General features: G+C 70.3%; 7 protein-coding genes. 3 read left to right on the top strand and 4 right to left on the bottom strand.

Annotated elements, in window-relative coordinates; translation table 11 throughout:
* Nucleotides 1-60: 60 nt before the first annotated feature.
* The 4 genes from ACZYYX_RS10415 to ACZYYX_RS10430 all read right to left on the bottom strand — a co-directional run bounded on the left by ACZYYX_RS10415 (nt 61) and on the right by ACZYYX_RS10430 (nt 9,735).
* Nucleotides 61-5,304, bottom strand: coding sequence for a PE family protein (locus ACZYYX_RS10415; protein ID WP_463814313.1), 5,244 nt, complete (start codon nt 5,302-5,304; stop codon nt 61-63).
* A gap of 292 nt (nt 5,305-5,596) precedes the next feature.
* On the bottom strand, nt 5,597-6,457 hold the full coding sequence (locus ACZYYX_RS10420; RefSeq protein WP_463814314.1) for a universal stress protein: 861 nt from the start codon (nt 6,455-6,457) through the stop codon (nt 5,597-5,599).
* Between the two features lie 9 nt (nt 6,458-6,466).
* A complete protein-coding gene (locus ACZYYX_RS10425; RefSeq protein ID WP_463814315.1) occupies nt 6,467-7,978 on the bottom strand; it encodes an APC family permease in 1,512 nt (503 codons plus the stop codon).
* Between the two features lie 62 nt (nt 7,979-8,040).
* Complete coding sequence (locus ACZYYX_RS10430) at nt 8,041-9,735, bottom strand: APC family permease (RefSeq protein WP_463814316.1); 1,695 nt, start codon at nt 9,733-9,735, stop codon at nt 8,041-8,043.
* Between the two features lie 385 nt (nt 9,736-10,120).
* Here ACZYYX_RS10430 and ACZYYX_RS10435 point away from each other — a divergent pair, with 385 nt between their 5' ends.
* From ACZYYX_RS10435 to ACZYYX_RS10445, 3 genes are read left to right on the top strand one after another with little or no spacing between them, the layout of a single operon-like run.
* Nucleotides 10,121-11,212 (top strand): polyprenyl synthetase family protein, encoded by a 1,092-nt coding sequence (locus ACZYYX_RS10435; protein ID WP_463814869.1) that lies wholly within the window; start codon nt 10,121-10,123, stop codon nt 11,210-11,212.
* Nucleotides 11,212-12,720: a phytoene desaturase family protein gene (crtI, locus tag ACZYYX_RS10440; RefSeq protein WP_463814317.1), complete on the top strand. Its 1,509-nt coding sequence runs from the start codon at nt 11,212-11,214 to the stop codon at nt 12,718-12,720. Before ACZYYX_RS10435 ends, crtI begins: the two co-directional genes overlap by 1 nt.
* Complete coding sequence (locus tag ACZYYX_RS10445; protein WP_463814318.1) at nt 12,717-13,664, top strand: phytoene/squalene synthase family protein; 948 nt, start codon at nt 12,717-12,719, stop codon at nt 13,662-13,664. Before crtI ends, ACZYYX_RS10445 begins: the two co-directional genes overlap by 4 nt.
* The last annotated feature ends 3 nt before the right edge of the window (nt 13,665-13,667 follow it).

Below are 13,667 nucleotides of genomic sequence, written 5' to 3' on the forward strand. Positions count from 1 at the left end.
CGCCGACGCGCCGCCACATCTGGCATTCAGCGCACGCTCGCGAGCTGCGAGAGCGCGCCGTCAGCCGTCAGCGCCGGGGAGTCCCGTCGCACCGTTGGTACCGGTTGGTTTGCCTGTGCCGCCTGCACCACCCGCGCCGCCGGACCCGCCCGTGCCGGCGTTCTGCACCGTGGACGCGGTACCGCCGTTGCCTCCTGTGCCGCCCATTCCGCCGTCGCCTCCGGTGCCCGAGCTCGACACGATGGCATTGCCGCCGGCGCCACCTGTGCCGCCAGTGCCGCCGGCTCCGCCGTTCCCGGCGTGCGCATCGCCGAGCGCGGCGCCGCCGGCTCCGCCGGCACCGCCGGCACCGCCCGAGAGACCTTCACCTGCGAATATCCAGGCAGGCTTACCGTCTGCGCCGACACCCCCGCTTCCACCGGTGCCACCGTCGCCTGCCTGTCCGCCGGCGAGCGCCGCTCCGCCGTCGCCGCCGATGCCACCCTTTCCGCCGGGGCCACCGGTGAATGTGATCCCTTTGTCGCCGCCGTCGCCACCTTGACCACCGGCGCCTCCGCGACCGGCAGTGCCATGAGGCGCGGCGGCGCCACCGTCTCCGCCTCGGCCACCCTCGCCGCCGTGTCGGGCGTCGGGCGCGTCACCGGGGAAATTGCCGCCAGCCCCACCGTCGCCGCCCGCTCCGCCGTTGCCGGAGATGCCCGAAATGCCGCCACCCTGCGCGCTCCCGGCCACGCCACCGGCGCCACCCGCGCCACCTGCTCCGCCCGCGCCACCGTCGTCGCTGATCGCATCCCTCGATCCGCCGACACCGCCCGAGGCCCCGGCACCACCGGCACCACCGTCACCGGAGCGACCGGCGCCGAAGAGCTCGCCGCCGTTGCCGCCGCGGCCTCCGGCGCCGCCTGTGCCGGCGCGGCCACCGGGCAGAGGTGTGTGGTCCAACGGGTCTTTGAGGTACTGGTAGGAGCTGTTGCTTGCACCGGCGCCACCCGCACCGCCGTCGCCACCTCTGCCGGCGGTACCGCCCGCAAGGTTCCCGGATGTGCCGACAGCACCGCCTCGTCCGCCGTTCCCGCCATTTCCGCCGTCGGCATCGGCGACGTTGTATAGCCGAGTCGCGAGCTTGGCGCCACCCGATCCGCCTCGGCCTCCGGCACCTGCGTCGCCGCCCACACCGCCGTCGGGCGCCCCTCCGCCGTCTCCGCCGTCGCCTCCGCGCCCGCCTGTGCCGCCTTTTCCGGCGAAGTTCTTCTCGTTGGAGCCGGTGTATCCGCCCGCACCGCCATTGGCGGCGTCCCCGCCCGACCCACCCTTGCCTGCGATGCCGCCGTCGAACACCGCGCCCCCGTTGCCGCCGTTGCCACCGCTTCCGGCTGCGCCGCCACTACCTCCGCCTCCGGTGAGGGGGTACCACTGAGGTCCCAATCCGGCGTCACCTCCGGCGCCGCTCTTGCCACCGTTGCCGCCGCTTCCGGCAGTGCCGCCCCCGGACGCCAATCCGCCGTTGCCGCCCCATCCCCCGTCGCCACCGCGGCCGCCTGCACCGCCGATGCTCATGTAGTTGCTCGCAGAGAAATTGTCCTGCGCGTTACCACCTTGGCCTGCTGTGCCGCCCTTGCCCCCCGCGCCGGCGTTCCCCGCGGTGCCTCCACCGAAGGCGGCACCGCCTGCGCCTCCGTCACCTCCACGGCCACCGTTGCCGCCGTACCCGCCGTTGTAACTCTTGATTCCGCCGATCGCTTGGTCGGCGTCAGCCCCGGAGCCGCCCTTACCGCCGGCGCCGCCGGCTGCGCCGAGGCCGCCGATGCCGCCGGCTCCACCGGAACCTGCAGCGCCGCCCTTTCCGCCGGCGCCGCCAGCACCGCCCGCACCTCCGCTGCCGGAGACGAACTCGAGGCTCGTCGATATCGCGAATCGACCGGAAATGCCGTCAGCGCCATCGCCACCGCTACCCGCCGCTCCGCCTTTGCCGCCGTTGCCATTGCGTCCGCCGGAGGAACTGTTGCCGCCCGCACCACCCGCGCCACCTGCGCCACCTGCGGAGCCGGCGCCGCTGAGGGCGCTGTTGCTCCGCACGCCGTTGGCTCCAGCGCTGCCCGCGCCGCCATCGCCGCCCGTGCCGCCGCGGCCGGCGTTACCGGCCGCGCTCGCCGCGCCCGCGCCGTCACCGGCCTTGCCGCCGGTCCCGGCATTGCCGCCGACACCGCCCGCGCCGCCGGTGAAGCCTGCGCCCCCGACGTTGTTGCCGGCTTTGCTGCCGTTGCCGCCGTCGCCACCATTGGCACCGGCGCCGCCTCGACCATTCACTCCGCCGGCCCCGGCCTTTCCGCCGTTGCCGCCGTTTCCGCCTGCGCCGCCGGCGTATCCGCTGTTCCCGGCTTGTCCGTTGCCGACGGCGGCGCCGTTTGCTCCGTCACTACCGTCGGCGCCACCGCCGCCGTTGCCACCATTGCCGGAGTTGCCGACCACTCCCGCGGCTCCTGCGCCGGCGCCGGCCTGCCCGCCGTTTCCGGCGTTGCCACCATCGCCGCCGGAGCCGCCGTTGAAACCGTTTGCGCCCAGGTGGGTGCCGGCACGAGTACCGCTGCCGCCGTACCCTCCGTTGCCGCCGCGGCCCCCGTCACCGTTGACTCCGCCCGCCCCGGCGTCACCGCCGCTCCCGCCGTTTCCGCCCCGACCGCCAGCGAACCCGTTGCTCCCCACGCGCGAAAATCCCGGTGTGCCATTGGCGCCGTAGGTGCCGTTGCCGCCGTTCCCTCCTCTGCCGCCCGTACCGGCGGCACCAGTCGAAGCCGTTGCACCGGAACCCGATCCGGCGCTGCCGCCTTCTCCTGCGGCGCCGCCCCTGCCGCCGTCTCCGCCGGCATAGCCGGTCGAGCCGGTGTGATTGCCCCCATTGCTGCCATTACCGCCGGTGCCACCGGTACCGCCACGGCCACCGTCGCCGTTGACGCCGCCCGCTCCCGCGGCTCCACCGGCTCCGCCGTTTCCGCCCGCGCCGCCCGCTTCGCCGGCGTAACCGTCCCGTCCGGCACCGATCCACGCGCCACTGTCGCCGCCGCTGCCGGCGCCGCCGTTTCCACCCGTACCGCCGGAGCCCGAATTGCCGGCGAGACCCGTTGCCCCGGAACCATTTCCAGCGATACCACCTGCACCGGCATCGCCACCTGCGCCGCCGTCACCGCCTCGGAAGCCGGTCCCGCCGGTGTTCGCGCCCGCGCGGCTGCCGTCGCCACCCTTGCCGCCGACGCCGCCCTGGCCTCCGGTGCCGTTGACACCTCCTGCGCCCGCGTCACCGCCCCGGCCTCCGCCGCCGCCTGCGCCGCCGGTGAAACCCGTGTTGCCATCGCGGCCTGAGCCCACTTCCCGGCCGTCGGCGGCGTCGCCGCCGGCACCCCCGGTCCCTCCGGTGCCACCGACGCCGGCGTTGCCGGCCGAGGCTCCCAGGCCGCCTGCGGCGCCGCCGGTTCCGGCGTCTCCACCGTCGCCACCGGCACCGCCGGCGGCACCGTCACCGCCGAGGTTTGCAGCGTCGGCGCTGTCGCCCCCGCGACCACCCTGGCCGCCGTTGCCGCCTACACCACCGTCACCGTGGACTCCGGTGACACCGACACCGAGCGCTGTTCCGGCGAGGCCGCCGGTCCCGCCCGTCCCGCCTGCTGCACCGCGCCCGCCGCGGCCGCCGGTGCTGCCGGGACGTGTTGCGGCAGTGCCATTTCCGCCGAAGCCGCCGTTTCCGCCCCCACCTCCCGTACCGCCGCGGCCGCCGTCACCGGCGGTGGTGCCGCCCAGTCCACCTGCACCGCCCGCACCACCTGCGCCGCCGTGTTGACCACCATCCCCGTCGCCGCCGGGTTGGTCTGCGTCGTCACCGTCGAGACCGGCGCCACCGTGCCCGCCGATCCCGCCGGCGCCGCCGTCACCGAGGCTTCCGGCATCACCTCCCGCGCCGCCCGCGCCGCCGACCCCGCCGATGCCGGTCTCGGTGTCGCCTGCTGCGTCGCCGCCATCACCGCCCGCGCCGCCGACCCCGCCATTTCCGGTCAGGGTGCCGCCGGCGCCGCCTCGCCCGCCGGCACCGCCGGTGCCGCCGCCTTGGCCGCCGTCGCCACCGCCGCCGCCTGCGCTGCCGTCGCCGTTCTCTCCAGCGTCGGCTCCGGCGCCACCAGCGCCCCCGGCGCCGCCTTCGCCGAGCTGTGAGCGTTCGCCGACGTCGCCTCCCCGGCCACCGTCGCCACCCTTGCCCCCGGCAGTGCCGGCGTCAGCGCCGTGGCCGCCGTTGCCGCCGTCGCCGGCGACGACCCCGCCGCGTCCGCCATCGCCACCGCGGCCGTCGTTAACCGTGACGATGCCATTGCCGCCGTCACCGCCGTTGCCGAACATGCCGGCGTCCCCGCCGCGACCCCCGTTGAATCCGTTGCCGCCGTTACCGAACAGGCCCCCGCTCCCGCCGTTGCAGGCCAGTCCCGCATTGCACGAATCGGCTGTCCACGAGTACCCGTTGCCGAACAGCCAGCCGCCGTCGGGATCGTCTGCGGTGCCGTTGCCGATCAGTCGGCGAACGTCGTCGTCACCATCGTCGACGGCAGCTACGGCGCTGTAGCCGGTAAAGGTGATTCTCGACCGCTCGCTCACGGCCGGTGAGTTCTCACGGCGATAGAATTCCCAAAGACCTTGAAGCAGAATATGAGTCAACGTCTTGGGAGCCGGTGTCGTGGTGACGTCGAACAGGGCCACTGTAGCTACGGGCGCCGCGGTCCGGATTGGCTTGGTGCCCGCGCTGTGGATGGCAGGAGTGTGGACCGCGACGGGGCGGAGCGCTTCGGGCACCGTGTGCGCAATGGGATCAGATGCGACTTCGTCTCGCTCGGTCGGTGTCGATGAGTTGTCGGTGTTCTCGGAGGGTTCGCCTTCAACACGCGGTACGTCCCTGTGGCCCTTTGTCACGTCGACTTTGTCTGACGGTCCCTCGGTGGCTTCGTCGCTGATGTCGGGTACGTTCCGGCCATCTTCTGTCGAGTCGACTTTGTCTGACGGTTCCTCGGAGGCTTCGTCGCTGATGTCGGGTGCGTCGCCGACGTCAGACGCGTCGCCGTCGTCGGCGGCACCGCCTGCGGTGTGGTCTTCGCGGTCGGTCTTCGAGACCGTGGTAGCACCAGCTGTGCTGGCCTCCGCCGAGTCCGACGTCGAGGACGATTCTCGGGGGCTCGCCCCGTCGTCATCAGCCCAGGCGGGCGATGCGGCAACCACGGCGCCACCCAACCCCAGCACTGCTGCAGCGGTTCCGACCCGAACGACATCCATCGCACGATGCATTGACGACCCCCCGATACCCCGAGCCCGCTTCGCGCATCCTGCGATAGCTGGGCAAACTCAAGGGCACCCTATCCGGCCGAGGTGGTGTGCGCACTAAATCGCAATCAACTGCATCTCTACGCTGGCGAAAATTTGCAAGCGAAACTTGCCGGCAAATTAGCTGTGAGAGCTACGTCGAATACATTTGCCTGCGTCGGTCGTCGGAGACCCACGATCTGAGGCGTTGCGCGGTGAACGTGCAGCGGCGGCAGCATCCGACGCCGAGCGGTAGGCGCGGCGCCTACCCGTCGCGGGGCACCACGATCACCGGCACGTCCACCCCGGCGAGGATCCGCGCGGCCGTCGACCCGAGGAAGATGCGGCGCGGAGCGGCGAAGCGTGACGAGCCGACCACGAGCAGGTCGCCGTCGTCCCATGTGAGCTTCTTCAACGCCGACTCCAGCGTCATGCCGTCGGCCACCAGCGATTCGATGTCCGGTGCGTCGGGCAGCGCCCGCGCGGCAACGGCCTGGTTCTCCTCGGCCGCCGCGACCTGAAGCTGGCGTACCTCGCGTGCGCTGCCCGCCTCGGCGAGGTTTTCTGCCGACACCAGGGACAGCATCCGAATCCGCAGGCCCGCCGCGCTGGCGAGCGTGATCGCGAACGGCAACGGGTTGTCGTCACCGGGTCGGGTGGGCACGGCCGCGGTGATCGCGGCGAAGTTGTCGTCGGGGTCTTCGGCGTAACCGCGCGGCGCGAGCGCCACCGGCAGCGGTGAGGAGTGCAGCAGCGCGCCGGTGACCGGACCGATGGTGTGCCGGCCGAAGAAGCCGCCACGTGCCCCGCCGACCACGATCAGGTCCGACGACTTCTCCTCGGCGACGTCGATCAGCGTCTGCGCGAACGACTCTCCCACGATCACCGACGAGTTCGCCTCGACACCGTCGCGGGCCAGCGCGGCCACTGCCCGCCCCACCCACTCCTCGCCCCGTTCGAGCAGCAGGCGTTGGTATTCCTGCCGACCCGGGTGGCCGTCGGGCAGTTCTTCGCGCACGACGAGCACGACGTCGACGGTCGCGCCGAACGTCGTGGCGAGAGCGCTGGCCAGTGCGACGCCGTCGTCGCCGGTCGGCGTGGCGAGATAGCCCACGGTCAGGTGCATGGTGAGTCCTTAGAAGACGTCGGGAACCTTGACTTCGGTGCGGGCATTGAGCGTCTCGCCGCGGAAGAACCTCTTGGTGCCGAAGGCGAAGCAGGCCAGCATCAGCGGCACGCCGAGCACCAGCATGCCGATGCCGAGCACGAACACGCCGCCGATCGGGCCGAATGCGGTGTAGCCGTAGTCGGGGGAGATCATGTCCTTGGCGCTGATGACGAACGCGGCAGCCATCGCGGCACCGCCGAGGAGTGGAAAGATGCCGCGGAAGAACAGGTTTCGCATCGAGGTGAACAGTGTGCCGCGGAAGTACCACACGCAGGCGAACGCGGTGATCCCGTAGTAGAACGCCACGGCCAGTCCCAGTGACGCGACCGAATCGGCGAGTGCGTTCTCCGACAACACCTTCAGGAGCAGATAGAAGAACAGCGCGGAGACGCCCATCACGATGGTGCCGAACGCCGGCGTCATGTAGCGCGGATGCACGTTCGCGAATCGCTTCGGAATCGCTTCGTAGACGGCCATTGACAGGGTGCCGCGGGCGGTCGGCAGGATCGTGGTCTGCGTCGAGGACAGCGCCGAGACCGACACCGTCAGCAGCAGCGCAGACGCGGCGACGGCGCCGGCCACCGGTTCACCGAGCACGGTCAGCACGTCGTCGGTGTTGTTGGGATTGTTCAGCCCGATCCCGACCTCACCGAAGCCTGCGAAGGACTGCAGCGCGTAGGCCACCAGAACGTAGGTGCACACCAGGATCAGCGTGGTGATCACCGCGGCGATGCCGGGGGTCTTTCCGGGATCCTTGGTCTCCTCGCCGACGGCCAGGCACGCGTCCCACCCCCAGTAGATGAAGATGCAGAGGATCACCGCCGCCGCGATCGACGACACGTCGAGTCCGCTGGGCCACAGCCAGGACCACTGCGGCGTGATCGCTTGGGCCCCTGCGTTGCCCGAGAACACCCGGACCAGTGCGATGACGCTGACCACGATCAGCACCCCGAATTGGATGACGATCAGGACGTTCTGCACCCGCTCGCTGACCACGATGCCGCGCGCCGAGATCAGCGTCATCGAGATGATGAAGAAGCAGCCCAGCGAGACCGTGGCGACGGGATTGTCGGCCAGCGAGTCCAGGCCGAGGAAGTTGTAGAGGTAGATCGCGGCGACCTCGGCGACGTTGGCCAGCACGATGATCGCCGACACCGCGAGGCCCCACCCGCCGATCCAGCCGATCCACGGTCCGAATGCCTTGGTGCCCCAGGTGAACGTCGTCCCGCAATCCGGGGTGTCCTGGGAGAGTTCCTTGTAGGCGAACGCGACCAGCAGCATCGGCAGGAACGCGAGCACGAACATCGACGGGGCTTTCTCGCCGACTTCGAGAACCACGTAGCCGAGCGTGGCCGCCAGGCTGTAGGCGGGCGCCACCGCGGCCAGGCCGATCACGACGTTGCCGACGAGGCCGAGGGCGCCTGCCTGTAGACCCTTCCCGCCGACAGCGGGTGTCGCCGGTTCCTCCGTGATCGCCATGGGCGGAAATATACGGTCCTGTCAGCTTGCTGGCAGGACAGTGCGTGAAACCTGTGTGAATATCAGCCTTTGGTGAATTCCTCGCCGGTGCGCGGGTCGATCGCGCGCTCACCCGGCGGCAGGTTGGACAGGTCGCGGGCGATGACGGTCGGCATGTCGCCGGCGTCGGGCAGGCCGAAGTGCGGCACGGCCGCCTCTTGATCCGGCACGGTCTCGAGCACGAGGTCGTGGCTGCGCCGGGGCAGCGTCCGGCCGGCGAAGAAGTCCGGCGACGCGATCCGCCAGACGATCATCAACACCAGGCCGAGGATCAGCGCGCCGATACCCACCACCGCGACTGCCCCGACGCCGAAGATCGTGACGTTGTTGCCGTCGTCGTCGGTGAGCCAGTCGGGTTTGGCGTACTGCAGCAGGCCGTAGACGAAGACGACGGTGAGCACGATGCCGCCCAGCAGCGGGACCACGCCGCGCATGACCAGGTCACGTGGGTTGCGGGTCAACGTCTTTCGGTAGAACCACACGCACGCGAAGCCGGTGAGCCCGTAGTAGAAGGCGATCATCAGACCCACCGAGCCGATCAGCGCGGTCAGCAGGTTGGTGCTGATGACGGTGAACAGGACGTAGAACACGGCGGAGACGACACCCATCGCGATCGTCGACGTGGTCGGGGTCAGGTAGCGCCGGTGGATCTTGGCGAACGATTCGGGCAGTGCGCGGTAGACGCCCATCGACAGCGTGGTGCGTGCCGTGGGGAGGATCGTGGTCTGGGTCGACGCCGAGGCCGAGGTCAGGATCGACGCGGACAGCAGCAGCATGCCGATGTGGCCGAGCGTGCTGTCGCCGAACAGGTCCGGCCCGATCGCGGCGAACACGTCGGCGGAGTTGTCCGGATTGCCCAGCCCGATACCCTCGGTTCCGACCCCCGCGAAGGCGACGGCCGCGACGCTGACGAGTGCGTAGGTGGCCAGCAGCAGAAAGGTGGAGATCACCGCAGCCCGGCCTGGGGTGCGACCGGGATCGTCGGACTCCTCGTTGCAGGCGACCGCGGTGTCCCAGCCCCAGTAGATGAAGATCGTGGTCAGGACCGCAGGCGCGATGACGGTGCTGAAGTCCAGCCCGCCGGGCCAGAACCAGGACAGCGACGGCATCAGCGAGTAGCTTTCCGCGGTTCGGGTGTACACCTTGACCAGCGCCACGATGGACAACCCGATCAGGACCACCACTTCGATGGCCAGCAATGCGTATTGCAGCCTCGCCGACACCTCGATGCCGCGGTAGCAGATGTAGGTCATCACGGCGATCCAGATGACGCCGGCCACGGTGGACCAGAACGTGCTGTCTGACAGCGTGGCCGCAGCGTCCCAGCCCAGATCTCCGGCGAAGGTGAAGGAGTAGGCCCCCGCGATCTGGGCGAGGTTGGCCATCACGATGACGTCGGCGGCGATGATGCCCCAGCCGCCGAGCCATCCGATGACCGGACCGAAGGCGCGCGAGGCCCAGGTGAAGGTCGTTCCGCAGTCGGGTTCGGCCTTGTTCAACTCCTGATAGGCCACCGCGATCAGGTACATCGGGATGAAGGAGATCAGCACGATGGCCGGCGCCTTGACCCCGGAGAGGATGGCTCCGCCGCTGGCGATGATGAGGCCCAGCGTGGCGGCCAGGCTGTAAGCGGGAGCCGTGGAGGCCATCCCGACCACGATGCTCGAGACGAGACCGAGCGCCCCGCCTTTGAGTCCTTTGCTTTCCACGCTGGTCATCGCGCCTCCTGCTTGGAATCAGTTGTGAACTCGATCACTATCGACTGATTCCGTCGATTCAGCAACCTCACAGCTTCGGAATCAGTTGGGCGTGCCGCCAGGTGGTGTGGGGTTCGACGTCCGATCCGAATTCCGGGTGATCTCGCCGCCTATACGTGCTTGGCTTCGGAGCGGGTACGGGTGATTCAGGGTCGTCTTCAGGGTCGCTGTAGTGAGGGTCGAGTAGCTTCGGTCGGAGATGTGGCGGGCGCCACTGTCGCTCGCCGCGATGCCGACCAATCCGGAGCCGACGGCGCTACGAATGGGTGGTGACGCGGGTCGATCAGGGCGTGCACCAGGAGGGGTCAGCTTGAGAGATGGCAAGTGGGCGGGCTCTCGCCTGGTGATGTCGGGCGCACGACCGGCCGACCGGCTCGACGCCTGGCGTGACAGTGTGCGTGAGTCGGTGCGCGGCCATCTTGCCGAGTTCGTGCGATCCGAGTGCGTTGGCCGCCTGGCGGCGGCGAACGTCGACATCGCCGGCGGTCTGCTCGCCGACTTCCTCGACGGCGGCAAGTACGTGCGGTCGACGTTCATGTACATCGGCTGGCTGTGCGGAGGCCACGGGGACGACCATGAACACCCAGCCGCGATGCGCGCCTCGGCGAGCCTGGAACTGCTGCACGCGTTCGCGCTGATCCAGGACGACGTCATGGATTGCTCGCCGCTGCGCCGCGCCCGGCCTGCCGCGCATGTTTCGTTCAGCCGGTGGCACCGCGAGCGCGGGCTGGCGGGGTCGTCCGATCGGTTCGGCGAATCCGCGGCGATCCTGCTGGGCGATCTGTGCCTGGTGTGGGCCGAGCAGATGCTGCGCCGCAGCGGCGTCGGGCAGCACGCGCTGGATCGGGTGTGGCCCCACTACGACGACATGCGTACCGAGTTGGCGATCGGTCAGTTCGCCGACCTGGTGAACAGTTCACATGCTCTGCCCACCCTCGAGGAGGTCCTCGACGTGCTGCGTCGGAAGTCAGGGAACTACACCGTCCGCAGGCCGCTGGAGATCGGCGCGGTGATGGCCGGGTGTGACGACGACGTCGTCGACGCGCTGTCGGCCTACGGCGCCGCCATCGGCGAAGCGTTCCAACTGCGTGACGATCTCCTCGGAGTGTTCGGCACCCCGTCGCTGACCGGGAAGTCGGCAGGCACCGACATGGAGGAACGCAAGGCCACCAGCGTCATCATCGCCGCCTACCAGCTGGCTGAGCCGCCACTGCGCGATCAGCTGTTCGATCTGATGAACCGCTCGCACATCGATGCCGAGGCCGCCGAGCACTGGCGCAACCTGATCGCAGCCAGCGGTGCCGTGGAGTGGATCGAGGAGCTCATCGCCGATCGGCACAGCCTGGCACTGGACCACCTCGACGCGGTCGAGCTGCCCGATTTCGCCCGAGCCGCGCTGGCCGACATGGCCGTCGCCTGCACCCAGCGGGCGGCGTGATGCGCACCGTCGCCGGGCGCACCGACCGCGTCGTCATCGTCGGAGCCGGACTGTCGGGGCTCTCTGCCGCACTGCAGCTGGCCGGCCGCGGCCGGGCTGTCACCGTCGTCGAGCGCGGCGCCCACCCGGGCGGGCGGGTGGGCCGCGAGGACATCCGCGGCTACAAGATCGACACCGGTCCCACGGTGTTGACCATGCCTGACATCATCGACGACGCGTTCGCCGCTGTCGGTGACTCGCTGGCCGCGCGGTTGCCGATGGAACGGGTCGATCCGGCCTACGAGGCGCGCTTCGCCGACGGCAGCGCGGTGCACGTGCACACCGACGCCGCGGCGATGGCCGCCGAGGTGGAGCGCTTCGCCGGCCGCGAGCAGGCCGACGGCTATCTGCGACTTCGGGATTGGCTGACCCGGCTGTACCGCACCGAGTTCGACGGCTTCATCGGGGCGAACTTCGACTCGCCGCTGTCGCTGGTGACGCCGCAGCTCGCCCGCCTCGCCGCTCTCGGCGGCTTCCGCGGCTGGGAGCGCATGGTGCGCCGCCACATCACCGACGAACGGCTGTTGCGGGTGTTCACCTTCCAGGCTCTGTATGCGGGCGTGCCGCCACAGAGCGCGCTCGCCGCGTACGCGGTGATCGCCTACATGGACACGGTGGCCGGTGTGTATTTCCCGCAGGGCGGGGTCCGGGCGCTGCCCGACGCGATGGCTGCGGCAGCGTCGCACGCTGGTGTCGAATTCATCTACAACGCAACGGTTTCCGAGCTCGAGTTCAGCGGCTCCCGGGTCACCGCGGTCCGCACGGCCGAGGGGGTCCGGGTGCCGGCCGACGCCGTGGTGCTCACCACCGAGCTGCCCGACACCTACCGTCTCGTGCGTCGCACGCCGCGTCGTCCGGTGAAGCTGCGGGCCGCCCCGTCGGCCGTCGTCGCGCACGTCGGTTGCGAGGCGGTCGGAGAGGCCGCCGGGCACCACACGATCCTGTTCGGCGACGCCTGGCATCAGACGTTCCGCGACATCATCGACGACGGCCGCACCATGCGAGACCCGTCGCTGTTGGTGACTCGTCCGACGGCCAGCGACCCGTCGCTGGCCCCGGCCGGTCGCGACTTGCTGTATGTGCTTGCGCCCGCACCGAACACCGATGTGGGCGTGGTGGATTGGGACACTGTGGGGCCGGGCTACGTCGACGACATGATCGACGCGGTCCGCAAGCGCGCGCCGGGTGTCGCCGACGATGCCGAGGTGCTCCACGTCGTGACCCCGGCCGACTGGGGTCGGCAGGGCATGGCCGCCGGTAGCCCGTTCGCGTTGGCGCACACGTTCTCTCAGACCGGGCCGTTCCGGCCGGCCAACACCGTCCGCGGCGTCGACAACGTCGTGCTCGCAGGTTCCTCCACTGTCCCCGGGGTCGGCGTGCCGACCGCGATCCTGTCAGGACGGCTTGCCGCCGATCGCATCACCGGCGTGCACGCCAGCCACCCCACCTCGGAGGTCAACCGCTCATGATCCACACCGAGCTCGACGCGGCGGGTGTTCGGGACCCGTCGCTACGCGACGCCTACCGGCAGTGCCGCAGCCTGAATGCCCGCTACGGCAAGACCTTCTTCCTGGCCACCCGGCTGCTGGCGCCGCGACAGCGGCCTGCCGTGCACGCGCTCTACGGCTTCGCCCGCTTCGCTGACGACATCCTCGACGACCTCGACGATCCGCGCACCGTCGATCAGCGTGCCGAGCAGTTGCAGCTGCTGTCGACGCGGCTGTTCAACGCCCTGGTCGAGAACCAGCCCTGCGGCGACGACCCGGTGCTGGCGGCGGTGGTGCACACCGCGCGCAAATACGACATCGGCTGGGATCTGTTCGATGACTTCCTCGCGTCGATGCGGATGGATCTCACGGTGACCGACTATCCGGACCGTGCCTCGCTGGAGAAGTACATGTACGGCTCGGCCGAAGTGATCGGGTTGCAGATGCTGCCGATCCTGGGCACCGTCGTCCCGCGCGACGAGGCCGCTCCGTATGCCGCCGCGTTGGGAAAGGCGTTCCAGCTGACCAACTTCCTGCGCGACGTCGACGAGGACCTGCACCGGGGTCGGGTGTACCTACCCGCCGACGAGCTGGCCGCCCACGGCGTGGATCGGGATCTGTTGCTGTGGTGCCAGGCCAACCGGCGCACCGAGCCCCGGCTGCGTGCCGCGCTGGCCGAACAGCACGCCATCACCCGTAAGACCTACGACGAGGCCCAACCGGGAATCGGCAAGCTCGCTCACGCCTCGCGCCCCTGCGTGGCGGCCGCGTCGACGCTGTACTCGGAGATCCTCGACCGCATCGAGGCGTCAGACTTCGACATCTTCGGCCGGCGCGCCACCGTGGGTAAGCCGCGGCGCGCGGTCGTCGCCGCGGCCGGCCTGGGCAAGTCATGGGTGGCCCGTGCCCGGCACGGGAGCGTGTGATCG

The sequence above is a fragment of the Mycobacterium sp. IDUB_1 genome, assembly GCF_055419625.1.